Below are 22,294 nucleotides of genomic sequence, written 5' to 3'. Positions count from 1 at the left end.
GAGCGGCTTACCCTATGTGGGTCAGGCCACCCATGTAGGACTGCAGCGCCGCCGGGATGGCGATGCGACCGTCTTCCTGCTGGTAGTTCTCGATCACCGCCACCAGGGTGCGACCCACTGCCAGGCCGGAGCCGTTCAGGGTGTGCAGCAGCTGGGGCTTGCCATCGATGCGCACCCGGGCCTGCATGCGACGGGCCTGGAAGTCGGTGCAGTTGGAGACGGAGGAGATCTCGCGGTAGGTGTTCTGAGCCGGCAGCCAGACTTCCAGATCGTAGGTCTTGGCGGCGCAGAAGCCCATGTCGCCGGTGGCCAGCGCCATCACGCGATACGGCAGCTCCAGCAGTTGCAGCACCTTCTCGGCGTGACCGGCCATCTCTTCCAGCGCTTCCCAGGATTTCTCCGGGTGCACCAGCTGCACCATCTCGACCTTGTCGAACTGGTGCATGCGGATCAGACCGCGAGTATCACGACCGTAGGAGCCCGCCTCAGAGCGGAAGCAGGGGCTGTGGGCGGTCATCTTGATGGGCAGTTCCTGCTCGTCGAAGATCTCGTCGCGGGCCATGTTGGTGAGCGGCACTTCGGAGGTCGGGATCAGGGAGAACTTGCGCAACTTGCCCTCGTCATCCCCTTCCCCATTGATGCCGGTGTTGAACAGGTCTTCGGAGAACTTCGGCAGCTGACCGGTGCCGTACAGGCTGTCCGGGTTCACCAGATAGGGCACGTAGCACTCGGTGTAGCCGTGCTGCAGGGTGTGCAGGTCCAGCATGAACTGCGCCAGGGCGCGATGCAGGCGGGCAATCTGGCCCTTCATCACCACGAAGCGGGCACCGGCGAGCTTGACGCCGTTCTTGAAATCCACGCCCTTGGCCGCTTCACCGAGATCGATGTGATCGCGTACCGGGAAGTCGAACACGCGCGGGGTGCCCCAGCGGCGCACTTCCACGTTATCGTTCTCGTCACGGCCCACCGGGGTGGTCTCGCTTGGCAGGTTGGGGATGGCGTCGGAGATGGCCTTGATCTCGGTCAGCAGGGACTCGAGTTCGACCTTGCTGGTCTCCAGCTCGTCGTTGATCTTGGTCACCTCGGCCTTGAGCGGGGCCACATCTTCACCACGACGGGCCGCCTCACCGATGGACTTGGAGCGGGCGTTGCGCTCGGCCTGCAGCTCCTGGGTACGGGACTGCAGATCCTTGCGTTTCTCTTCCAGAGCATTGACAGCCGCTACGTCCAGAACGTAGCCACGTGTCGCCAGACGAGCGGCAGCCTCTTCGATATCGCTGCGCAGATATTTGGGATCCAGCATGGTTTACCTACTTTTTTTAATGGGATCTGGGCCTGGGTCGTCGTGACCGGGCGAGAGAACAGATCCGGAAGTTAACATCGGTTGGCGCACCCCTATGTCTTCGGAATCGGGCCTTCGAAATCAAGAAGATGGTGCAAGGCCAAGACAAGCGGGGTCAGAGGGGCAGTGTAGCAGACCGCCCCCCTGCCCGAACAGGGACTATTGCTGTCGTTTTTGCCAAGTTTTCGGGCATCGGCAGCCTCTTCTTCGCCGATCCGGTCTTACGGCGTCCCGCATCCGGCGTCGAGCCGCTACTTGTCTCTTTTGTGCGGGCTCTGCCGGTCCAGCTCACGCAGATAGTCGAGCTTCTGGGCAATCTGCTTCTCGAGGCCGCGATCGGTCGGCTGGTAGTAGTGCTTGCCGGCGAGCTCCGGCGGGAAGTAGCTCTCCCCCGCCGCATAGGCGCCGGGCTCGTCGTGGGCGTAGCGGTACTCGGCGCCATAGCCCAGCTCGCTCATCAGCTTGGTCGGTGCGTTGCGCAGGTGCGGTGGCACCTCGAAGTCGGGCAGGTTCCTGGCGTCGTTGAGCGCCGCCTTCCAGGCGGTGTAGACCGCATTGCTCTTGGGGGCACAGGCGAGGTAGACGATGGCCTGGGCGATGGCACGCTCCCCCTCCGCCGGGCCGATGCGATGGAAACAGTCCCAGGCCGACAGTGCCACCTGCATGGCGCGCGGATCGGCGTTGCCGACGTCTTCCGAGGCGATGGCCAGCAGCCGGCGGGCGATGTAGAGCGGATCGCAACCGGCGCTCACCATGCGGGCATACCAGTAGAGCGCCGCATCGGGGGCCGAGCCGCGAATGGACTTGTGCACCGCCGAGATGAGGTCGTAGAAGTGATCGCCCCCCTTGTCGAAGCGTGCCACGTGCTCCCCCACCACGGCGGCCAGCAGGGCGCTGTCGATGATGCGCTGCCCTGCCCCGTTGGCCTCGGCCATGTCGGCCAACAGCTCCAGGTAGTTGAGGGACTTGCGCCCGTCGCCGTCCACCGCCTTGGCCAGCGCCTCCTTCACTCCGGGGGCGAAGGCCAGCGTCGGGTCATTGAGGCCGCGCGGGTCGGTCAGGGCCTGATCGATCATGGCGAGGATGTCCTCCTCCTCCAGCCTCTTCAGCAGATAGACCCGGGCCCGGGAGAGCAGTGCGTTGTTGAGTTCGAACGAGGGGTTTTCGGTGGTGGCGCCGATGAAGGTGATAGTGCCGTCTTCGATGTGGGGCAGGAACACATCCTGCTGGCTCTTGTTGAAGCGGTGCACCTCATCCACGAACAGGATGGTGCGCACCCCGCTCCAGCTGTTCTCCTTCGCCTTGTCGATGGCGGCGCGGATCTCCTTGATGCCGGAGGTGACGGCCGAGAGCCGCTCCACCTCGGCCTGACAATAGTGCGCCATCAGCTCGGCGAGGGTGGTTTTGCCGGTACCCGGGGGGCCCCACAGGATCATGGAGTGGCAGTGGCCGGCCAGGATGGCTTTGCGCAGGGGCTTGTCAGCCCCCAGGATATGCTGCTGACCTATGTACTGATCGAGATTCTGCGGCCGCATCCTGGCCGCCAGCGGGCGAAAGTCGGACGAGAAGTCCAGCGACAGGTTGCTCATCTGCGTTGACCGTCCTGCGCCACGTCGACCGCCAGTGGCAGACGGTCCGACGATAAATCCAAAGAGAGGTTGCTCATCGGCGTTGACCATCCTGCGTCACCCGGGCCGCCAGCAGGAGACGGCCCGAGCAGAGATCCAAAGAGAGACCGCGCATCAGCGCTGGTCGTCCAGTGCGACCCCCTTCGGGATCTTGAACTGGAACTCGCTGCCCTTGAGCACCGGTTTGCGGTTGAAGCCGCTGAGGGTGAACTCGCTCCACTGCCCCTGCGCCTCTTTCACGTCGAAGCGGCTGATGTTGTTCTGCCGATCGAAGGTGATGCGGAAGGAGGCGATCAGCTCGTCCTGATTGCGGCTGGTGACGGTGTAGACGTCCCCCTGCTGGGTCACGTCGTAGTTCTTCCAGAGCGCGTTGTCATTGCCGGCGATCAGCACGAAGGGGGTGTTGAGCACCGCATCCTTCAGCTTGAGGGCGGTGACCTGCTCGACGAAGGGATCATAGACCCAGACGTCCTTGCCATCGGCCACGATCAGGCTCTCATCCGGCGCTGTGGTGTGCCAGTTGAACCGGTTGGGGCGTTGCACCAGCAGATCGCCGCTCGCCTTTTGCAGCTCCTTGCCCTTGCTGTCATAGACGGTCTGGGCAAACTTGGCCGAGAACAGGCTCACATCGGACAGCTTCTGCTTGAGGTCGCTGGCGGCATCGGCCCACACCTGGCTGCTGGCCAGCAGCAGCACCGTACCCATCAAAAATTGTTTCTTCATCATGCTTCCCATTCGAAAGGGCTCGATAAGAGGCCATGTCTAGCGAGACATGGCCTGGATGATAGGGGGAACTCAGTCACGCACCGGCGGCGGTGCCAGCACGTCGCGCTGACCGTTGCCACCCGGGCTGCTGACGATGCCCTGGTTTTCCATCTGCTCGATGAGACGAGCCGCCCGGTTGTAACCGATCTTGAACTTGCGCTGCACGCTGGAGGTGGAGCCACGACGGGATTCCACCACGAAGGCCACCGCCTCGTCGAACAGGGGATCCAGCTCCTCGTCGCCGCTGCTGCCGTAGTCACCGCTGCCGCCTTCACTATCCGACTCGCCGGAGAGGATCTCCTCGATGTAGTTCGGCTCGCCGCGCAGCTTCCAGTCCGCCACCACCTTGTGTACCTCGTGGTCATCGACGAAGGCGCCGTGGACCCGGGTCGGGTTGGAGGTACCGGCCGGCATGTAGAGCATGTCACCCATGCCGAGCAGGGATTCGGCACCGCCCTGATCCAGGATGGTACGGGAGTCGATCTTGCTCGAGACCTGGAACGAGATCCGGGTCGGGATGTTGGCCTTGATGAGACCGGTGATCACATCCACCGACGGACGCTGGGTCGCGAGGATGAGATGAATACCGGCGGCCCGCGCCTTCTGGGCGATACGGGCGATGAGCTCTTCCACCTTCTTGCCGACGATCATCATCATGTCGGCAAACTCGTCCACCACCACCACTATGTGGGGCAGCTTCTCGAGTTCCGGCGGCATCTGATCCATGGAGTCGCCAGGGCGCCACAGCGGATCCCGCAGCGGTTGTCCCTCGGCGGCCGCGGCCAGCACCTTGTCGTTGTAGCCCTTGAGGTTGCGCACCCCGACCGCCGACATCAGCTTGTAGCGGCGCTCCATCTCGCCCACGCACCAGCGCAGGGCGTTGGCGGCGTCCTTCATGTCGGTGACCACCTCGGTCAGCAGGTGCGGGATCCCCTCGTAGACCGAGAGCTCCAGCATCTTGGGATCGATCATGATGAAGCGCAGATCCTCCGGCGACGACTTGTAGAGCATGGAGATGATCATGGTGTTGACCCCCACCGACTTACCGGAGCCAGTGGTACCGGCCACCAGCAGGTGTGGCATCTTGGCTAGGTTCACCACCACGGGCTCCCCTGCGATGTCCTGACCCAGACCCATGGTCAAGGGGTTGCGGCTGTCGCGGAAGTCGTCGCAGTCGAGGGTCTCGCGCAGGTAGACGGTCTGGCGTACCCGGTTCGGCAGCTCGATGCCGACGAAGGTCTTGCCCGGGATCACCTCCACCACCCGCACGCTGCTGGCGGAGAGGGAGCGCGCGAGATCGCGGGACAGGTTGGTGATCTTGCTCGCCTTCATGCCCGGCGCCAGATCCAGCTCGAAGCGGGTGATGACGGGGCCAGGATAGACGCCGACCACCTTGGCCTGCACGTTGTAATCGGCCAGCTTGGCCTCCACCAGACGGCCCATACGGTCCAGCTCGTCCTTGCTCATCATCTGAGTCTTGGCGGGCGGTCTGTCCAGCAGATCCAGCCCCGGCAAGGGGGCCATGCCCGGCTGCGGGCGGCGCTTGGCTTTGGGGGCAACCGCCACCGGCGCGGCCGGGGCCTCGTCGCCCTCCGCCCAGGGCAGATCGAGCTCGTCCTCATCCCCTGCCGCCAGCACGGGTTGCGGGCGGGCATTGGCCGCGCGCTTGGGCTTGGAGGCGGGCGGCGGCGCCTCGTCATCTTCGTCGTCAAACTGCGGCTCGAACTGGAAGGTGTCGTCATCGAGTTCCGGCAGCCATTCGTCAGATTTTGTCTTCTGGGCCGCGCCCTTGGCCTTGGGATTGCGCGTCCAGCTGCCGTGAGGTTCGTCTTCCTCATCCAGATCGATGGCACCCACGCCGCCCTCCAGCAAGGGATCCGGTCCCTCGAAGCGGGGCTGGCGCCAGCCCCCGGTCAACCAGCGACCCAGGGTGGTGGGGAAGTGATAGATGGCGCTGACGGTGCCGGTGCAGCTGGCCCCGATCCGCTCGACTATGGTGAGCCAGGACCAGCCGGTGAACAGGGTGATGCCGGTGGCCACGAAGCAGAGCAGCATCAGGTTGGCGCCGACACCGCCGAACAGCGGCACCACGGCGGAGGCGATCACGTCCCCCACCAGGCCGCCGGCGGAAAAGTTCTGCATGTCGTTGAAGTTCATGCTGGCGATGGCCGACATGCCGAGCACGGTCAGCAGGAAGCCGACGATGCGCACCGACAGGGTCAGATAATCCACCTCCAGCAGCCGGCTCGGACGCCAGAACAGGCTCCAGCCGAGCAGAACCGTCAGCGGCGGCACCAGATAGGAGAAGGCGCCGAAGGTGAACATGGTGATATCGGCGAGCCAGGCACCGGCGCTGCCCGCCAGGTTCTTCACTTCCCCCTGCCAGGAGGTCTGGGACCAACCGGGATCGGCGGGATGGTAAGTCAAGAGAGCAAGCAAGAGATAGGCAGCCATCAGGGTGATGGCGATCAAGACGGCCTCGAAGATCCGTTGGGTACCTGACAAAGGAGTAAACAGCTTTTTATCGGCCAAACTCCGGCTCCTTTCTGAAAACATGTAATGCGGGGATAGGGGGCCTAGTATCCCTGAAAAGCCCACCGATTGTCAGCCTGTGCCTGAGGGCGGGGCCATCTTTACAACCAAGTTCATAAGAAGAAACGAGCGGACCGGCCGCTCGTTTCTGACTATCGTGACTCGTCATGGAACTTGCAAGTCACAGCATAACCCGGCTTAGCGGGTGCTGATCACCAGACGACTGCTCTGCTTGACCTCTTCCATCACCACGTAGGTGCGGGTGTCATTGACCCCGGGCAGACGCAACAGGGTCTCCCCCAGCAGGCGGCGGTAAGCCGACATGTCGCTGACGCGGGTCTTGAGCAGATAGTCGAAATCACCGGAGACCAGATGGCACTCCTGGATCTCCTCGAGCACCTGAACAGCCTTGTTGAACTGTTCAAAGACGTCGGGTGCGCCGCGATTGAGGGTAATTTCCACGAACACCAGCAGAGACGCGTCCAGATAATGAGGGTTCAGAATAGCGGCATATCCTTCGATATAGCCTTGTCGCTCCAGGCGACGAACCCGTTCCAGACACGGTGTAGGACTCAGGCCAACTCGTTTGGACAACTCAACGTTCGAAATCCTGCCATCCTTTTGCAGTTCATTCAGAATGTTGCGGTCAATCCTGTCCAAATCCTTTAGCCGACTCTTAGCTTCCATCATTTAATTCCATCCTTTGGCTATTTTTTGGTAAGAATCACCAGTCATTTTATAATTATGGTCACAAATCCTGTCAATACCTGAATATACTAGGCGCAAATGTTGCTTAACATTGTGGCAACATAAACCACCAATCGATAGACGAGGGATAGCATGATTATCGGTGTACCTAAGGAAATAAAAAACCATGAATATCGCGTAGGCATGGTTCCGGCCAGTGTACGTGAACTAACAGCACGAAACCATACCGTTTTCGTCCAAAGCGGCGCAGGAACTGGCATTGGCTTCAGTGACGCAGATTATCTGGCTGCGGGGGCCGAAATTCTGGCCTCTGCTGACGATGTTTTCGCCAAGGCCGAGATGATCGTCAAGGTCAAGGAGCCCCAGGCGGTCGAGCGCGCCATGCTGCGTCCTGGCCAGACCCTGTTCACCTACCTGCATCTGGCGCCAGACCTGGCCCAGACCCGGGAATTGATCGACAGCGGCGCCGTCTGCATCGCCTACGAAACCGTCACCGATGCCCGTGGTGGACTGCCGCTGCTGGCCCCCATGTCGGAGGTGGCCGGACGCATGTCTATTCAAGCGGGCGCCCAGGCGCTGGAGAAGTCCCGCGGCGGTAGCGGCGTGTTGCTCGGCGGCGTACCCGGGGTCGAACCTGCCAAGGTGGTGATCATCGGTGGCGGCGTAGTGGGCTCCAATGCAGCCCGTATGGCCATAGGCCTGCGCGCCGATGTCACCATACTCGACAACAACATCGATACCCTGCGTCGCCTCGACAGCGAATTCCAGGGGGCGGCCAAGGTGGTCTACTCCAACCGCGAGACCCTGGAGCGCCACATCCTGGCGGCAGATCTGGTCATCGGCGGCGTGCTGGTGCCCGGCGCCACTGCGCCAAAACTTGTCAGCCGTGACCACATTGCGCGCATGAAGCCGGGCTCGGCCGTGGTCGACGTGGCCATCGATCAGGGCGGCTGTGTGGAAACCTCCCACGCCACCACCCACCAGGACCCGACCTTCATCGTCGATGAGGTGGTGCACTACTGCGTGGCCAACATGCCGGGCGCCGTGGCGCGAACCTCCACCGTCGCCCTCAACAACGCCACCCTGCCCTTCATCATCCGGCTGGCCGAGCAGGGCTACCGCAATGCGCTGCTGGGTGATCCCCACCTGTTGCACGGGCTGAACGTGATGGCAGGCAAGATCACCTGCCGGGAAGTGGCCGAGGCGCATCATCTGGCCTACACGGATCCCCTGACCCTGCTGAACTGATCCCGCCCCCGCAAGGGAGCGCCGATGAGTGAAAATCCGCCCGCGATGGGCGGTTTTTTTATGGCACCACGAGCGCCGCCAACCCCCTTCACAGGCGATTGCCACAATCGACGCGCTGGCCTTTGACCCTGGATCACGAATTACCTACAATCGCGCAAACTCATCACGTCTCGGAAATCACATCATGAGCCAAGTTACTCATAGCAAACTGCTGATCCTGGGTTCCGGCCCGGCGGGCTACACCGCGGCCGTCTATGCCGCCCGCGCCAACCTGAGCCCCCTGCTCATCACCGGCATGCAGCAAGGTGGTCAGCTGACCACCACCACCGAGGTGGAGAACTGGCCGGGTGATGCGGAAGGGCTGACCGGTCCGGCCCTGATGGAGCGCATGCAGGCCCATGCGGAGAAGTTTGACACCCGCATTCTGTTCGATCACATCAATGAAGTGGCGCTGACCGAGCGTCCGTTCCGCCTCAAGGGCGACAACGGCGAATACAGCTGCGATGCGCTGATCATCGCCACCGGTGCCTCCGCCAAGTATCTGGGGCTGCCCTCCGAAGAGGCGTTCAAGGGCCGTGGCGTCTCCGCCTGCGCCACCTGTGACGGCTTCTTCTACCGCAACCAGGAAGTGGCCGTGGTCGGCGGCGGCAACACCGCAGTGGAAGAGGCGCTGTATCTGGCCAATATCGCCAAGAAGGTGCATCTGATCCACCGTCGCGACGAGTTCCGCGCCGAGAAGATCCTGATCAAGCGCCTCAATGACAAGGTCGAGAGTGGCAACATAGTGCTGCATACCCACCAGACTCTGGACGAGGTGCTGGGTGACAATATGGGGGTGACCGGCGTGCGCCTGCGCAGCACCCGTGACGAGTCCAGCTCCGAGCTGGCGCTGATGGGCGTGTTCATCGCCATCGGCCACCAGCCCAACACCCAGATCTTCGAGGGCCAGCTGGCGATGGAGAACGGCTATCTCAAGGTACGCGGTGGCCTGGAAGGCTTCGCGACCCAGACCAGCATCCCCGGCGTGTTCGCCGCCGGCGACGTGGCCGACCATGTCTACCGCCAGGCGATCACCTCCGCCGGCACCGGCTGCATGGCGGCCCTCGATGCAGAGCGATATCTGGACGCACAATAAGCACAAGGTTATAAAGGGCATGCCGAGAGGCATGCCTTTTTCTTTTAAGGATCCGGATGAAACGGAAAATATTGATTGTCGAAGACAGCATGACGATCCGCCGCATGTTGATCCAGGCCATTGCGCAGCAAACCGGGCTGGAGATCGATGCGTTCGATACCCTGGAGGGGGCCCGTCATTGCCGGGGGGAGGAGTACGTGGTCGCTCTGGTGGATCTCACCCTGCCGGATGCCCCCAGCGGGGAAGCGGTTAAGGTGTTGCTGGAGCGGGGTTTGTCGGTGGTGATCCTCACCGCCGACATCAGCGAGGAGAAGCGGGAAGCCTGGCTGGAGGCGGGGGTACTGGACTATGTGATGAAGGATTCACGCCACTCCCTGCAATACGCCGTCAGCCTGGTACACCGCCTCTACCTCAACCAGACCATAGAAGTGCTGGTGGTCGACGACTCGCGCACCTCCCGCCACCGTACCGCGGCCCAGTTGCGCAAGCAGTTGCTGCAGGTGCATGAGGCAAACTGCGCCCGCGACGCCCTGAGCGCCCTGGAACAGAATCCTGCCATTCGGCTGATGCTGGTGGACTACTACATGCCGGAGATCGACGGCATCAGCCTGGTGCGGATGCTGCGGGAGCGCTACAGCAAGCAGCAGCTCGCCATCATCGGCATCTCGGTGTCGGACAAGCACGGCCTCTCCGCCCGCTACCTCAAGCAGGGGGCGAACGATTTTCTCAACCAGCCGTTCGAGCCGGAGGAGCTGCAATGTCGGGTCAGCCACAATCTGGAGGCGCTGGAGCAGTTCAACAGCATCCAGGAGTCGGCCAATCGCGACTACCTGACCGGGCTCTACAACAGGCGCTACTGGTTCAACGAGGGGCAGAGGTGGTTCGAGGAGCATCAGCGTCAGCAGGCACCGCTCGCCCTGTGCGTGCTCGACGTGGATCATTTCAAGCAGGTCAACGATCACTGGGGCCATGCCATCGGCGATCAGCTGCTCTGTCACCTGACCCGTTTGCTCACCCAGTTTTTCCCGGATGCCATGATCGCCCGTTTCGGGGGGGAGGAGTTTGCCCTGATGGTGCCCCATAGCACTGTGCCCGTGCTGCTCAAGCGACTGGAGGGGCTGCGGCAACAGATGCGTCAGCAACCGCTGTCCCGGGAGATACCGCTATTCGTGCGCGCCAGTTTTGGCGTCATCAACGTCGGGCGGCTCTCCATGGACGAGGCACTGAGCGAAGCGGATCGCCAGCTGTATCAGGCGAAGAACACCGGCCGCGACAAGATAGTGTCTCAGGACGCCTGAGCGAGTCTCTACACAGGTATCCCGTGTAGTACCGCCCGGCTAGCCGCCGGGTAATTCCCCTCCCCCTGCTTGCCCTCTCTTACCGCTCGTTGAGCGCGCTCAATAGGTCTTGTCGACCCGCACCCCATCGCTGAAATAGAGGATGCGCACCTTGTCGCCGCTGGCGAACACCATGGCCGGATCATAATCCTGGATCACGTTGATGAGCCCGCTCTGCTCGTTGCGGATAAGCAGTTCCACCAGCTTGTTCTCCACCACGCTGTCACCCGACTGGTAATATTGCACCCCAGCCGCCCCCGCCAAGGCGCCCACCGCGGTGGCGATCTCCCGGCCATGGCCACCGCCGAACTGATTGCCGAGCAAGCCTCCCAGCACGGCGCCCCCTAGCGTCTTCCAGCCGGTATGCTCGGACTCCACTATCTGGCGCTGGGTGATGTTGCGCACCGTGTCCACCTGGCCAAACACTACCTGATCCACGGGGCGCGCCGTGTTGCGATCATAGGCCGCAGCCCAGGCGGGTGCCGTGACAAAGCCAAGCAAGCTGGATACTATCAGGATAATGGCCTTCATCTATGAACCTCTGTCTTATGTCTCGCTATCTTACCCAACTGGATGATGAGCTATGCTGGTTTCCCGACCCCAGGCATGCGCTGGAAGAGCCCAACGGGCTGCTGGCGATCGGGGGGGATCTCTCTCCTGCCCGCCTGCTGGCAGCTTATCACAAGGGGATCTTCCCGTGGAACGAGCCCTACCAGCCGCCGCTGTGGTGGTCGCCAGATCCCAGAGGTGTGGTAGAACCCGAGCGACTGCACATAGGTCGCAGCCTGCAGAAGTTTATCCGCCGTACCTCATTCGATATTTCCATCGATCGCGCCTTTAATGAGGTGATAGTGGCCTGCGCCGCCCCCCGTCGCAGCGCCAGTGGAACCTGGATAAGCACGCCCATGATCGACGCCTATCAACAACTTCATCGCCTCGGCCACGCCCATTCCGTCGAGATCTGGCAGGAGGGTCAGCTACAAGCCGGCCTCTACGGCCTCTCCTTCGGTCGGGTCTTCTGCGGCGAGTCCATGTTCAGTCGTATCGATAACGGCGCCAAACTGGCCATGGTGGCGCTCTGCAGCCACTTCGCCCGCCACGGCGGCGCCCTCATCGACTGCCAGATGCAGAACGACTTCCTTGCTACCCTGGGGATAGAGCAGTGGCCCAGGAGGCGCTTTCTGACGGAACTGACCACCCTCACCCGGCAGCCGCTGACCGAGGGGTGTTGGCAGCCGGGGGACATCAGCCTATGACCGAAGAAGTGATCCTCAAGGTAGGGCTGACCCCCAGGCACCCGTGCAGCTATCTCGGCCATGAGCAGGAGCAGTTGCTGGTGCTGATGGATCACGAGCTGCTCAATGCCGCAGGCTATGAGCGGCTGTTGACGGCGGGATTTCGGCGCAGTGGCAACGACATCTATCGTCCCCACTGCCCGGCCTGCAGCGCCTGCCAGTCCCTGCGCATTCACAGCGAGCACTTCGTGCCGAGCCGTGGCCAGAAACGGATCCGTCAGCTGAACCGGGATTTGGAACTGGTGCTGAGCTATGACGACAAGCCGGAGTACTACCAGCTCTACGAGCGTTACATCCGCGAGCGCCACCACGATGGCAGTATGTACCCACCAAGCCGCACCCAGTACAAGGGCTTCCTGCATTGTGACTGGATGCCTCCCCTCTATCTTGAGATGCGCAAGGCGGGCCGGCTCATCGGGGTGGCCACCACGGATCTGCTGCCCCATGCCTTGAGCGCCATGTATACCTTCTTCGATCCGGACTATGCCGACCGCTCCCTCGGCACCTTTGCCATTCTGAGTCAGTTGGAACTGGCCAAGCGCACCGGCCGCAGTTGGCTGTACCTTGGCTATCTGGTGGAGGCCTGTCGCAAGATGAATTACAAGCGCCAGTACCTGCCCCACGAGCTGCTGGTGCAGGGAGAATGGAAAAAGATCGACACCAAGCCCGAGTAAACTTTACACATAGCCTTAAATCCGGCATGATCCAGCGGATTTTTGTTGTGGCTTATCAAGAGGATTCAATGGCTAAAGAAGACAGTATTGAGATGCAGGGCACTATTCTCGAGACCCTGCCCAATACCATGTTCCGTGTGGAACTGGAAAATGGTCACGTGGTTATCGCTCATATTTCCGGCAAGATGCGCAAAAACTACATCCGTATCCTGACTGGGGACAAAGTAACGGTGGCTCTGACTCCGTACGATCTCTCCAAGGGACGTATTGTTTTCCGCTCTCGCTAAGCCAGGAATTCAGCAAAAAACCCCAGCCTCTCGGTTGGGGTTTTTTGTCGTTTCTGGTCTCAATCACGCTTAGTGGGAAACAGCTTCGACATTGACCTGAAAATCAAAGCTGAGGCTGTTATTCACCAACTCCACTCTCACCACCCCACCATCGACCAGTGAACCAAACAGGATCTCATTGGCCAGGGGTTTTTTGAGATGCTCCTGGATGACCCGTCCCATGGGTCTGGCGCCCATGGCTCTGTCATAACCCTTCTCTGCCAACCAGTGGCGCACCTCTTCCGATACCTCGAGTGACACGCCTTTGGCATCCAGCTGCACCTGCAGTTCGACGATGAACTTGTCGACGACCTGGTGGATCACCGTCATGTCCAAGTGGTTGAACCAGATGGTGTGATCGAGCCGGTTTCTGAACTCCGGGCTGAAGGTCTTGTTGATCACCGCCATGGCATCGTGACTCATGTCCTGCTGCTGGAAGCCGATCGACTTGCGCTGGGTCTCCTGCACGCCGGCGTTGGTAGTCATCACCAGGATCACGTTGCGAAAATCGGCCTTGCGCCCGTTGTTATCCGTCAAAGTACCGTTGTCCATGACCTGCAGCAGCAGGTTGAACACATCCGGGTGCGCCTTCTCGATCTCATCCAGCAACACCACCGAATGAGGGTGTTTGAGCACAGAGTCGGTCAGCAACCCACCCTGCTCGAAGCCGACATAGCCGGGGGGCGCCCCGATCAGACGGGAGACGGTGTGACGCTCCATGTACTCGGACATGTCAAAACGCAGCACCTCAACTCCCAACGCCTTGCCGAGCTGCTGGGTGACTTCGGTCTTGCCCACCCCGGTCGGGCCGGCAAACAGGAAGCAGCCAACCGGACGACGCTCATTGCCAAGGCCGGAGCGTGACAGGCGGATGGCATCGGTCAACACCGCGATGGCCTTGTCCTGACCGAACACCACCATCTTGAGATTGCGCTCCAGGTTCTTCAGCACTTCCTTGTCGGAAGAGGAGACAGACTTCTCTGGAATGCGGGCAATCTTGGCAACGATGGCCTCGATTTCCGGCACATTGATCACTTTCTTGCGCTTGCTGACGGGCAGCAGACGCTGACCCGCCCCCGCCTCATCAATCACGTCGATCGCCTTGTCCGGCAGGTGGCGATCGTTGATGTACTTGGCCGAGAGCTCGACCGCGGCCCGGATCGCCTTGACGGTGTAACGCACGCCATGGTGCGCCTCATAGCGGCTCTTGAGCCCCATCAGGATGCGGGTGGTGTCATCCACGCTCGGTTCGACGATGTCGATCTTCTGGAAGCGGCGCGCCAGGGCCCGATCCTTCTCGAAGATCTGGGAGTATTCCTGATAGGTCGTCGAGCCGACACAGCGCAGCAAGCCGTTGGAGAGCAGCGGTTTGATGAGATTGGCCGCATCCAGCTGACCGCCGGAGGCCGCACCCGCCCCTATGATGGTGTGGATCTCGTCGATGAACAGGATGGCCCCTTCCTGGCGCTCGATCTGCTTGAGCAGCACCTTGAGGCGCTTCTCGAAGTCGCCACGGTACTTGGTGCCCGCCAGCAGGGACCCCATATCCAGCGAATAGATGGTGCTGTTCGCGATGACCTCGGGCACATCCCCCTTGACGATGCGATAGGCCAGCCCTTCGGCGATGGCGGTCTTGCCCACCCCGGCCTCCCCCACCAGCAACGGGTTGTTCTTGCGGCGACGACACAGTACCTGGATGGTGCGGCTCAGCTCCTGATCGCGGCCGATGAGGGGATCGATGCGCCCCTCCAGCACCATCTGATTCAGGTTGGTGGCAAAACTCTCAATCTGGGCGGAGGAGACATCATCGTCAGACTCGGCGTTATTGCCACCGCTCTCCGGCTTGCTATCTTTGCGTACCCCGTGGGAGAGGAAGTTCACCACATCCAGTCGGCTGACCTCGGCTTTTTTCAGGAAATAGGCGGCCTGGGATTCCTGCTCGCTAAAGATGGCGACCAGGACATTGGCACCACTGACCTCGGTATTGCCCGAGGACTGCACATGGAACACGGCCCGTTGCAGCACCCGTTGGAAGCCAAGGGTGGGTTGGGTTTCCCTGTCTTCATCGTCGTGAGGAATAAGCGGGGTTGTTTGACTGATGAATGCGCGGATCTCTTTGCGCATCAACTCCACGTCTGCACCACAAGAACTCAGCGCCTCATGGGCTGAGCTGTTATCCAGCAGGGCTAACAACAGGTGCTCGACGGTCATGAATTCGTGGCGCTCGTCACGGGCCAGTTTGAAAGCCTCGTTCAGCGTCTTTTCTAGATCTTTGTTCAACATAGGCACCTCCCCTCAGTACAGCAACAATGTGGTGTCGTCATCGCTATCAAGTCATCAGATTCAAGCCTTTTCCATGGTACATAGCAGTGGATGTTCGTTGTTACGTGAATACGTGTTGACCTGGACCACCTTGGTTTCGGCAATCTCGGCGGTGAAAGTGCCGCAGACTCCCTTACCACTATAATGCACACTCAACATGACCTGAGTCGCCTTGTCCAGATCCATACCAAAGAACTTTTGCAGCACCTCCACCACGAACTCCATCGGCGTATAGTCATCGTTGTTCAACACGACCTTGTACATGGGTGGCGGTTGCAGCTTCGTTTTCTCTGCTTGTGCAATCTCTTCATTAGCAAAGAGTTCTTTCTGCTTGCTCATAATCGCGCTTCGGTACCTCTAGATTTCTACCGTCTTGCTGAAGATTGTCAATAGAGTTGTTAACCCGATCACATCGGTTGTTAACAACTTCTTGACTCGCTCAAAAGTTAGACTAGATTGGTTACTTGCTAATCGGCGCCCGTCTGCTATGGGCATATGCTACTAGTTATAAAGGGCTGGCGCAGGTTACTCAACGACTTCAGGGTAATCAATAAAAGGATGTAGATGTATGGCAACCGGAACAGTCAAGTGGTTTAACAACGCAAAAGGATTTGGGTTTATCTGTCCGGAAGACGGTGGTGAAGACATCTTCGCTCACTACTCCACGATACAAATGGAAGGTTACAAGACCTTGAAAGCAGGTCAGGCAGTCAACTTTGAACTGCAGCAGGGGCCGAAAGGAAATCACGCCTCTGTTATCGTGCCAAACGAAGCACAGAACATGTAGAGTCGAACTGGATCAATGGAAAACGGCAGTCCGCAAGGGCTGCCGTTTTTTTATTGCGAGCACAAAAAAAGGAAGGCTGAACCTTCCTCTTTTCTTGTAGTGTCTACCCTGGCCGATCAGCGCGCCAGCAGGATGTTGAGCATGCGACGCAGCGGCTCGGCCGCCCCCCACAGCAGCTGATCACCCACGGTGAAGGCCGCCAGGTACTCCGGCCCCATGTTCAGCTTGCGCAGACGGCCGACCGGGATGTTGAGGGTCCCGGTCACGGCAGCCGGGGTCAGCTCGCGGGCGGTGATGTCGCGATCGTTCGGGATCACCTTGACCCAGTCGTTGTGGGCCGCCAGTAGCGCTTCGATCTCGGCCAGCGGCAGGTCTTTCTTGAGCTTGATGGTGAAGGCCTGGCTGTGGCAGCGCAGGGCGCCGATCCGCACGCAGAGGCCATCCACCGGGATGGCGGCGTCTTCAATCCCGAGGATCTTGTTGGTCTCGGCCTGGCCCTTCCACTCCTCACGGCTCTGGCCGTTGTCGAGCTTGGTGTCGATCCAGGGGATCAGGCCACCGGCCAGCGGCACGCCGAAGTTGTCCACCGGCAGAGTACCGGAGCGGGTCTTCTCGGTGATCTTGCGCTCGATGTCGAGGATGGCGGAGGCGGGATCCGCCAGCTCCACCGCGACCTCGTCACGCAGCAGCCCCATCTGGGTGACCAGCTCGCGCATGTGACGGGCACCGCCACCGGAGGCGGCCTGATAGGTGGCCACGCTGACCCACTCCACCAGATCGGCCTTGAACAGGCCACCCAGTGCCAGCAGCATCAGGCTGACGGTGCAGTTGCCGCCGACGAAGGTCTTGACGCCCTTGGCCAGCGCCTCGTCGATCACGTCGCCGTTGACCGGATCCAGGATGATGACGGCGTCCTTCTCCATGCGCAGGGAGGAGGCTGCATCGATCCAGTAGCCCTGCCAACCAGCGGCCAGCAGCCGGGGGTAGACATCCTTGGTGTAGTCGCCCCCCTGGGCCGTGATGATGATCTCTTGCGCGGCCAGCGCCTCAATGTCGAAGGCATCCTGCAGGGTGCCGGCATCGACACCGAAATTGGGGGCGGCCTCACCGGCCTGGGAGGTGGTGAAGAAGGTGGGCTGAATGCGGGCAAAATCGTTCTCTTCCTGCATCCGGCTCATCAGTACCGAACCCACCATGCCGCGCCAACCGACCAAACCTACTTTTTTCATAATGTCCTACCCTGGATAGCTGCTATAGAAACTGTGCTTAACACGCCGTGACCCCTTGTCGGACGCGGGTCCGTTCACAAGTTTGTCACAAGAATGATTTGCAAAAAATGCGTCTGTCCACATTACGGATTGTGGCGACAGGCGCAAGTCGAATTGCGCAATATTCTGTGTCGTTTGCCGCAATAACCATAGGTTCGAGGCTCCTCCTCTTGGCTGACCCCCATCAGTCGGGCATCATGATGCCCGACTGGCAACCACTGCCCCTCGGGGACGACCCCAAGGCCTCCTTTACTCGCAGGGACGACCCTGCCCCGCGTGGAATATTCTTATGCCCTGGTTACTCCTGCTACTGGCCGGCCTGTTCGAGGTCGCCTGGGCCATAGGCCTCAAGTACACCGACGGTTTCAGCCGCCCCCTCCCTACCCTGCTGACGCTCTCTGCCATGGGGGTGAGCGTGTTGCTACTCGCCATGGCGGTCAAACAGCTGCCACTCGGCACGGCCTATGCGGTGTGGACCGGCATAGGCGCGGTCGGCACTGTGCTGATGGGGATCTGGCTGTTCAACGAACCCGCCACCCTAGCACGGGTGCTCTGCCTGCTGCTGATCATCGGCGGGATCCTTGGCCTGAAATTTATCGGCTGAATGGAGACAGGGCTGACTCCAGATGAACCTACCCGCCAGCGATATCGGCGTGACAGGTGCCCGCCAATGCGAGTTCATAGATATCACTACCAGTGATCGTTTTACGCATTTTTTCATCTGTAAAATCGATGGCGGATAATGTTTTTATCCGCCATGGTTCAGCGTTCGGTCATAGGTCGACGCCCGGTACGGCGCCCATCACCACCTATAAAAATGGCCCCTCCCCCGGTGGCCATCATCTCTTCCCTTCCCTATGCCCCGGACTGGCACCCGATCAGCTCTTGCTCTATCCGGGCTCCGGGCATCATCGCCAGCAAGCCGGCAATCAATCGATCGCCGGCCTCCTGCAAGGCAGCCAGGGGCATCTCAGGCAGGCTCTCCAGGATGAACCACATCTGCTCGGATTCCACGCTGAGCCGGGTTCTGACACCCTGTCGCCAATTCCACCTGCGGCAGGTCACCCCCTTGTCATCACGCCAGACAACCTCCCCCGGCTCGGGTGTTTCGTGAGCGGGCAAGCCCTCTTTCATGGTGTCAAACAGTTCGCTGCCATCCGCCACCACCAAGCGCGGTACCCCCTCATAGGCAACCAGATTTTCCCCACCGACGGGAATGGCATACTCGATGCTAATGGCGTTGTAGAGATCGACGATGGGATCGATGCTCGGCAGCTCGCCATCCCGCAATACTCTCTTGCGCAGGGCTTCTGCCGAACAAGGGGTTCGCTGTGGTTTGGCGCCGAACTGCTTGAACACCTCAGCCCACGCCGCCAGGTGCGCCTCCGCCCAGGGCGCGCCTCCCGCCGCGACTGACTGGCAAGCCCGCTGCAGCGCATGAGAACCAACGCTCATGTTGGTGATGGTAGCCGCATCGACCAGGATGCTTAGGGCTCTGAAGCCGGGGGCCAGCTTGGTAATGTCAGACCCCACTCGCGGTGTCATGGATGGCATAGATACTCCCAATTCGTGATCAACGGCCGAGCCGATAATAAAGGTGCAAGGTGCCGCTGCGGTAATAGGTGTTGCCGCGCCATGTTGCGCGCAGCTCACTCTGGAATAAGTGGAAACATCATGCAGAACAGCCAGATAGAATAAAACCTACTTTTTCTTAATCCCATTAAGCAATCCTAATGAGGGCCAGCCGGCCTCGCGTTTTTCCCCTGTACCAACAGGCACGGCTGACTTGTCCTCCCCCCCTTTCAGGCACTGAAAAGAGCGCGAGCTGCGCCATTGTCTAGGCCGCATCTCTTTCGACTCATGCTATTATCTGCGACCAAACATGAGCCAATAAAAATCAGGATATTGTGATGACCGACCACACTTTTATTCCCGGCAAGGACGCGGCACTGGAAGACTCCATCGAACGCTTCCAGACCAAGTTGCAGGCCCTGGGGTTTGATATCGAAGAGGCTTCCTGGCTCAACCCCGTGCCCAATGTCTGGTCCGTGCACATCCGGGACAAGGAGTGCGCCCTCTGCTTCACCAACGGTAAAGGCGCCAGCAAGAAGGCGGCCCTGGCCTCGGCCCTTGGCGAGTACTTCGAGCGGCTCTCCACCAACTACTTCTTCGCCGACTTCTATCTGGGCGAGCAGGTAGCCAACGGCGACTTCGTCCACTACCCGAACGAGAAGTGGTTCCCCATCGAGGGCGATCAGCTGCCGGCCGGCCTGCTCGACAGCTTCACCCGCAAGTTCTACAACCCGGATGGTGAGGTGACCGCCGACATGCTGGTGGATCTGCAGTCGGGCAATGAGGACCGCGGCATCGTCGCCCTGCCGTTCGAGCGTCAGTCCGATCACCACACCGTCTACATCCCGATGAACATCATCGGCAACCTCTATGTCTCCAACGGCATGAGTGCCGGCAACACCAAGACCGAGGCCCGCACCCAGGGGCTGTCCGAGGTGTTCGAGCGCCACGTGAAGAACAAGATCATCGCCGAGGCCATCAGCCTGCCCGAGATCCCGAGCGAGGTCATCGATCGCTACCCCGGGATCAAGGCCTCCATCGCCGCGCTAGAAGCCGAAGGCTATCCCATCTACAGCTTCGACGCCTCCCTCGGCGGTCGCTACCCGGTCATCTGCGTGGTGCTGCTCAACCCGCGCAACGGCACCTGTTTCGCCTCCTTCGGCGCCCACCCGCGCTTCGAAGTAGCGTTCGAGCGGACCGTCACCGAGCTGCTGCAGGGCCGTGGCCTGAAGGATCTGGACGTGTTCGTGCCGCCCTCGTTCGATAACGAGCAGGTGGCGGATCACCACAACCTGGAGACCCACTTCATCGACTCCTCCGGCCTCATCAGCTGGGATCTGTTCAAGCAGGAAGCGGACTTCGAGTTCGCCGACTGGGACTTCCGCGGTACCTCCCAAGAGGAGTTCGATCACCTGATCGGCATCTTCCACGAGCTGGAGCAGCCGGTCTACATCGCCGACTACGAGCACCTCAGCGTCTACGCCTGTCGCATCCTGGTGCCCGGCATGTCCGACATCTATCCGGTCGAGGATCTGTTGCTGGCCAACAACACCATGGGGGCTCACCTGCGCGAGGTGATCCTGGCACTGCCGTCGCTGGAGTGGGACGCCGAGCAATACATGGCGCTGTTCGATCAACTGGATGAGGAAGGCCACGACGAGCGTACCCGGGTGCGCGAGCTGCTCGGCATCGCCGCCGCCAAGGGCACCGCCCTGCACACCCTGCGGGTGGGCGAGCTCAAGGCCATGCTGGCGCTGGCCGCCGGTGAGCTGGAGAGCGCGCTGGACCTCATCGACTGGACCATGGAGTTCAACCAGTCGGTGTTCCCGGCGGATCGCGCCAACTACTACCGTGCCCTGCGTGCCTGCGTCGAGTTGTTCCTGGACGAAGAGCGTGACCCTGAGCAGTACCGCCCGGTGTTCACCCGCATGTTCGGAGAAGAGACCCTGGCGCAGGCCTGGGCGCACGCCAGCGGCGAGGCTCGCTTCCACGGGCTGGAGAGCGCCGATCTGTCGCTGTCCCAGTTCCCGTTGCACCAGAAGTTGCTGGCCGCCTACGAAAAACTGCAAAAAGCCAAACGAGCCCATCAGTGGACCTGATATGCTAGCGTGACGAAGGGGCCCAGTGGCCCCTTCTGTTTTATGGTCTACGCTTTGGCTGCTTGTTATTCGAAGATGAAATAAAAAACAAAAAATACCTCTTAGGGGGTTGTTAAAGTGCAGACCATAGGGCAGGGTTGCCGCAAAGATGTCTTGCCGGTGCCTTTTTAAAGGCTAAAATTATAAATTCTTTAAAATCATGTTTTTATAAACACACCCATTTCTGTTTCAGCTGAAACCTGGTGTAAAGTCAAGCTTCCAGACGACTCAAAAATCTGTAGTAAAATTACATTCACAATCTGTAATTGTTGATCGATGTCAATTTTGGCGATCTGGCCCTTTGCTATGATTTCCACAGGCAAAATATTCAGGTACATGAGAATTGAAAGCAGAATCCCCCTTTGATTGTCTCAAGCCAGAAGCCATCGCTGCACTGGCAGAAGATATAACCTATGCCAAGGCCACCAAGCCCGCCCACAAGGTCATTCCCCTAGCCATCACCGCCGGTGCTTTCATCGCTATCGCATTCGTGTTCTACATCACCGTCACCACGGGCAGTAGTGGCATGTCCTGGGGCATGTCCAAGCTGGTCGGCGGCCTCTGCTTCTCCCTTGGCCTGATCCTGTGTGTGCTGCTGGGGGCCGAGCTGTTCACCTCCACCACCCTGACCCTGGTCGCCAAGGCGGCCAACCGCATCAGCTGGAGCCAGTTGTTCAAGAACTGGGGCCTGGTCTACTTCGGTAACCTCATCGGTGGCCTGCTCGTCGTCGGCCTCATCATCATGTCGGCCGAGTACATGGCGGCAGACGGTCAGTGGGGCCTGAATGCCTTGAAAGTGGCTCAGCACAAGATCCACCACAGCTTCTTCGAGGCCCTCGCCCTCGGTATTCTCTGCAACCTCATGGTGTGTCTCGCCGTGTGGATGGCCTTCGGCGCCCGCACTGCCACCGACAAGGTGATGGTGATGCTGCTCCCCGTCGCCATGTTCGTGGCCTCAGGTTTCGAGCACAGCATCGCAAACATGTTTATGATCCCGGTCGGTATCGCTATCCACAGCGTCGCAGGCCCGGAGTTTTGGCAGGCCATCGGCCAGGATCCGGCCACCTTCGCCGATCTGACCGTATCCAACTTCGTCCTAAACAACCTGATCCCCGTCACCCTGGGTAATATCATTGGTGGTGGTGTCATGGTTGGTTTGACTTACTGGTTTATCTTCCGTCGTCATCATTAAGGATGACGGCTGACACATAAATACC

General features: G+C 60.3%; 20 protein-coding genes. 10 read left to right on the top strand and 10 right to left on the bottom strand.

From position 1 onward, the window contains the following. Positions 1-7: 7 nt before the first annotated feature. The 5 genes from serS to lrp form a co-directional block, all read right to left on the bottom strand. Complete coding sequence (serS, locus tag AACW18_RS07360) at positions 8-1,303, bottom strand: serine--tRNA ligase (protein ID WP_218327873.1); 1,296 nt, start codon at positions 1,301-1,303, stop codon at positions 8-10. A gap of 290 nt (positions 1,304-1,593) precedes the next feature. Then, the gene (locus AACW18_RS07355; RefSeq protein WP_218388232.1) at positions 1,594-2,931 is read right to left on the bottom strand and encodes a replication-associated recombination protein A; all 1,338 of its coding nucleotides are present in this window, start codon (positions 2,929-2,931) and stop codon (positions 1,594-1,596) included. A 153-nt stretch (positions 2,932-3,084) separates the two neighbouring features. Further along, positions 3,085-3,693, bottom strand: coding sequence for an outer membrane lipoprotein chaperone LolA (gene lolA, locus AACW18_RS07350; protein WP_042653625.1), 609 nt, complete (start codon positions 3,691-3,693; stop codon positions 3,085-3,087). A gap of 72 nt (positions 3,694-3,765) precedes the next feature. Then, complete coding sequence (locus AACW18_RS07345) at positions 3,766-6,267, bottom strand: DNA translocase FtsK (protein ID WP_218388231.1); 2,502 nt, start codon at positions 6,265-6,267, stop codon at positions 3,766-3,768. 198 nt (positions 6,268-6,465) lie between these two features. Then, positions 6,466-6,957, bottom strand: coding sequence for a leucine-responsive transcriptional regulator Lrp (gene lrp / locus AACW18_RS07340; protein ID WP_005300047.1), 492 nt, complete (start codon positions 6,955-6,957; stop codon positions 6,466-6,468). 150 nt (positions 6,958-7,107) lie between these two features. Between lrp and ald the strand changes: the two genes are divergently transcribed. The 3 genes from ald to AACW18_RS07325 all read left to right on the top strand — a co-directional run bounded on the left by ald (position 7,108) and on the right by AACW18_RS07325 (position 10,656). Next, positions 7,108-8,223 carry an alanine dehydrogenase gene (gene ald, locus AACW18_RS07335; protein ID WP_042653623.1) on the top strand — a complete coding sequence of 372 codons (1,116 nt, stop codon included), beginning with the start codon at positions 7,108-7,110 and terminating at the stop codon, positions 8,221-8,223. A 184-nt stretch (positions 8,224-8,407) separates the two neighbouring features. After that, a complete protein-coding gene (trxB, locus tag AACW18_RS07330; RefSeq protein WP_218292240.1) occupies positions 8,408-9,358 on the top strand; it encodes a thioredoxin-disulfide reductase in 951 nt (316 codons plus the stop codon). A gap of 56 nt (positions 9,359-9,414) precedes the next feature. Beyond that, complete coding sequence (locus AACW18_RS07325; RefSeq protein WP_042653621.1) at positions 9,415-10,656, top strand: diguanylate cyclase; 1,242 nt, start codon at positions 9,415-9,417, stop codon at positions 10,654-10,656. A 99-nt stretch (positions 10,657-10,755) separates the two neighbouring features. On the opposite strand, the gene AACW18_RS07320 is transcribed toward AACW18_RS07325, so the two are convergent. Then, complete coding sequence (locus tag AACW18_RS07320; protein WP_218388230.1) at positions 10,756-11,226, bottom strand: glycine zipper 2TM domain-containing protein; 471 nt, start codon at positions 11,224-11,226, stop codon at positions 10,756-10,758. Positions 11,227-11,243: 17 nt separating this feature from the next. Between AACW18_RS07320 and aat the strand changes: the two genes are divergently transcribed. The 3 genes from aat to infA all read left to right on the top strand — a co-directional run bounded on the left by aat (position 11,244) and on the right by infA (position 12,951). Continuing rightward, complete coding sequence (aat, locus tag AACW18_RS07315; RefSeq protein ID WP_218388229.1) at positions 11,244-11,951, top strand: leucyl/phenylalanyl-tRNA--protein transferase; 708 nt, start codon at positions 11,244-11,246, stop codon at positions 11,949-11,951. Further along, complete coding sequence (locus tag AACW18_RS07310; RefSeq protein WP_042653618.1) at positions 11,948-12,664, top strand: arginyltransferase; 717 nt, start codon at positions 11,948-11,950, stop codon at positions 12,662-12,664. Before aat ends, AACW18_RS07310 begins: the two co-directional genes overlap by 4 nt. Before the next feature lie 68 nt (positions 12,665-12,732). Then, a complete protein-coding gene (gene infA, locus AACW18_RS07305) occupies positions 12,733-12,951 on the top strand; it encodes a translation initiation factor IF-1 (RefSeq protein WP_005300033.1) in 219 nt (72 codons plus the stop codon). 69 nt (positions 12,952-13,020) lie between these two features. Here the strand turns inward: infA and clpA are convergent, their stop codons facing one another. Then, the gene (gene clpA / locus AACW18_RS07300; RefSeq protein WP_218292236.1) at positions 13,021-15,273 is read right to left on the bottom strand and encodes an ATP-dependent Clp protease ATP-binding subunit ClpA; all 2,253 of its coding nucleotides are present in this window, start codon (positions 15,271-15,273) and stop codon (positions 13,021-13,023) included. A gap of 60 nt (positions 15,274-15,333) precedes the next feature. After that, the gene (gene clpS, locus AACW18_RS07295) at positions 15,334-15,651 is read right to left on the bottom strand and encodes an ATP-dependent Clp protease adapter ClpS (protein WP_005310725.1); all 318 of its coding nucleotides are present in this window, start codon (positions 15,649-15,651) and stop codon (positions 15,334-15,336) included. A 229-nt stretch (positions 15,652-15,880) separates the two neighbouring features. On the opposite strand from clpS, the gene cspD reads away from it, so the two are divergent. Next, positions 15,881-16,099 (top strand): cold shock-like protein CspD, encoded by a 219-nt coding sequence (gene cspD / locus AACW18_RS07290; protein WP_042653616.1) that lies wholly within the window; start codon positions 15,881-15,883, stop codon positions 16,097-16,099. Between the two features lie 116 nt (positions 16,100-16,215). Here the strand turns inward: cspD and asd are convergent, their stop codons facing one another. Beyond that, positions 16,216-17,328, bottom strand: coding sequence for an aspartate-semialdehyde dehydrogenase (gene asd / locus AACW18_RS07285; RefSeq protein WP_042653615.1), 1,113 nt, complete (start codon positions 17,326-17,328; stop codon positions 16,216-16,218). Positions 17,329-17,656: 328 nt separating this feature from the next. On the opposite strand from asd, the gene sugE reads away from it, so the two are divergent. Then, on the top strand, positions 17,657-17,971 hold the full coding sequence (gene sugE / locus AACW18_RS07280; protein WP_025326753.1) for a quaternary ammonium compound efflux SMR transporter SugE: 315 nt from the start codon (positions 17,657-17,659) through the stop codon (positions 17,969-17,971). Between the two features lie 251 nt (positions 17,972-18,222). Here sugE and AACW18_RS07275 read toward each other — a convergent pair whose 3' ends face one another. Then, positions 18,223-18,921 carry a B3/B4 domain-containing protein gene (locus AACW18_RS07275; protein ID WP_042653614.1) on the bottom strand — a complete coding sequence of 233 codons (699 nt, stop codon included), beginning with the start codon at positions 18,919-18,921 and terminating at the stop codon, positions 18,223-18,225. Between the two features lie 356 nt (positions 18,922-19,277). On the opposite strand from AACW18_RS07275, the gene ycaO reads away from it, so the two are divergent. Both ycaO and focA read left to right on the top strand, forming a co-directional pair. Then, complete coding sequence (gene ycaO / locus AACW18_RS07270) at positions 19,278-21,038, top strand: 30S ribosomal protein S12 methylthiotransferase accessory factor YcaO (protein ID WP_218388228.1); 1,761 nt, start codon at positions 19,278-19,280, stop codon at positions 21,036-21,038. 382 nt (positions 21,039-21,420) lie between these two features. After that, complete coding sequence (gene focA / locus AACW18_RS07265) at positions 21,421-22,269, top strand: formate transporter FocA (protein WP_042653611.1); 849 nt, start codon at positions 21,421-21,423, stop codon at positions 22,267-22,269. The last annotated feature ends 25 nt before the right edge of the window (positions 22,270-22,294 follow it).

Source organism: Aeromonas sp. sia0103, assembly GCF_963895295.1.
GTDB classification, from domain to species: domain Bacteria; phylum Pseudomonadota; class Gammaproteobacteria; order Enterobacterales; family Aeromonadaceae; genus Aeromonas; species Aeromonas encheleia.
Note: the sequence above shows the minus strand (reverse complement) of the source record. Positions and strands in the feature narration are given on the sequence as shown.

What these genes read in the sequence shown, in the direction of transcription:
- asd (WP_042653615.1), bottom strand. Translation starts at nt 17,328, where the DNA reads ATGAAAAAAGTAGGTTTGGTCGGTTGGCGCGGCATGGTGGGTTCGGTA.
- cspD (WP_042653616.1), top strand. Translation starts at nt 15,881, where the DNA reads ATGGCAACCGGAACAGTCAAGTGGTTTAACAACGCAAAAGGATTTGGG.
- AACW18_RS07310 (WP_042653618.1), top strand. Translation starts at nt 11,948, where the DNA reads ATGACCGAAGAAGTGATCCTCAAGGTAGGGCTGACCCCCAGGCACCCG.
- AACW18_RS07325 (WP_042653621.1), top strand. Translation starts at nt 9,415, where the DNA reads ATGAAACGGAAAATATTGATTGTCGAAGACAGCATGACGATCCGCCGC.
- lrp (WP_005300047.1), bottom strand. Translation starts at nt 6,957, where the DNA reads ATGATGGAAGCTAAGAGTCGGCTAAAGGATTTGGACAGGATTGACCGC.
- clpA (WP_218292236.1), bottom strand. Translation starts at nt 15,273, where the DNA reads ATGTTGAACAAAGATCTAGAAAAGACGCTGAACGAGGCTTTCAAACTG.
- AACW18_RS07320 (WP_218388230.1), bottom strand. Translation starts at nt 11,226, where the DNA reads ATGAAGGCCATTATCCTGATAGTATCCAGCTTGCTTGGCTTTGTCACG.
- AACW18_RS07275 (WP_042653614.1), bottom strand. Translation starts at nt 18,921, where the DNA reads ATGCCATCCATGACACCGCGAGTGGGGTCTGACATTACCAAGCTGGCC.
- AACW18_RS07355 (WP_218388232.1), bottom strand. Translation starts at nt 2,931, where the DNA reads ATGAGCAACCTGTCGCTGGACTTCTCGTCCGACTTTCGCCCGCTGGCG.
- clpS (WP_005310725.1), bottom strand. Translation starts at nt 15,651, where the DNA reads ATGAGCAAGCAGAAAGAACTCTTTGCTAATGAAGAGATTGCACAAGCA.
- infA (WP_005300033.1), top strand. Translation starts at nt 12,733, where the DNA reads ATGGCTAAAGAAGACAGTATTGAGATGCAGGGCACTATTCTCGAGACC.
- ycaO (WP_218388228.1), top strand. Translation starts at nt 19,278, where the DNA reads ATGACCGACCACACTTTTATTCCCGGCAAGGACGCGGCACTGGAAGAC.
- trxB (WP_218292240.1), top strand. Translation starts at nt 8,408, where the DNA reads ATGAGCCAAGTTACTCATAGCAAACTGCTGATCCTGGGTTCCGGCCCG.
- serS (WP_218327873.1), bottom strand. Translation starts at nt 1,303, where the DNA reads ATGCTGGATCCCAAATATCTGCGCAGCGATATCGAAGAGGCTGCCGCT.
- sugE (WP_025326753.1), top strand. Translation starts at nt 17,657, where the DNA reads ATGCCCTGGTTACTCCTGCTACTGGCCGGCCTGTTCGAGGTCGCCTGG.
- aat (WP_218388229.1), top strand. Translation starts at nt 11,244, where the DNA reads ATGTCTCGCTATCTTACCCAACTGGATGATGAGCTATGCTGGTTTCCC.
- lolA (WP_042653625.1), bottom strand. Translation starts at nt 3,693, where the DNA reads ATGAAGAAACAATTTTTGATGGGTACGGTGCTGCTGCTGGCCAGCAGC.
- ald (WP_042653623.1), top strand. Translation starts at nt 7,108, where the DNA reads ATGATTATCGGTGTACCTAAGGAAATAAAAAACCATGAATATCGCGTA.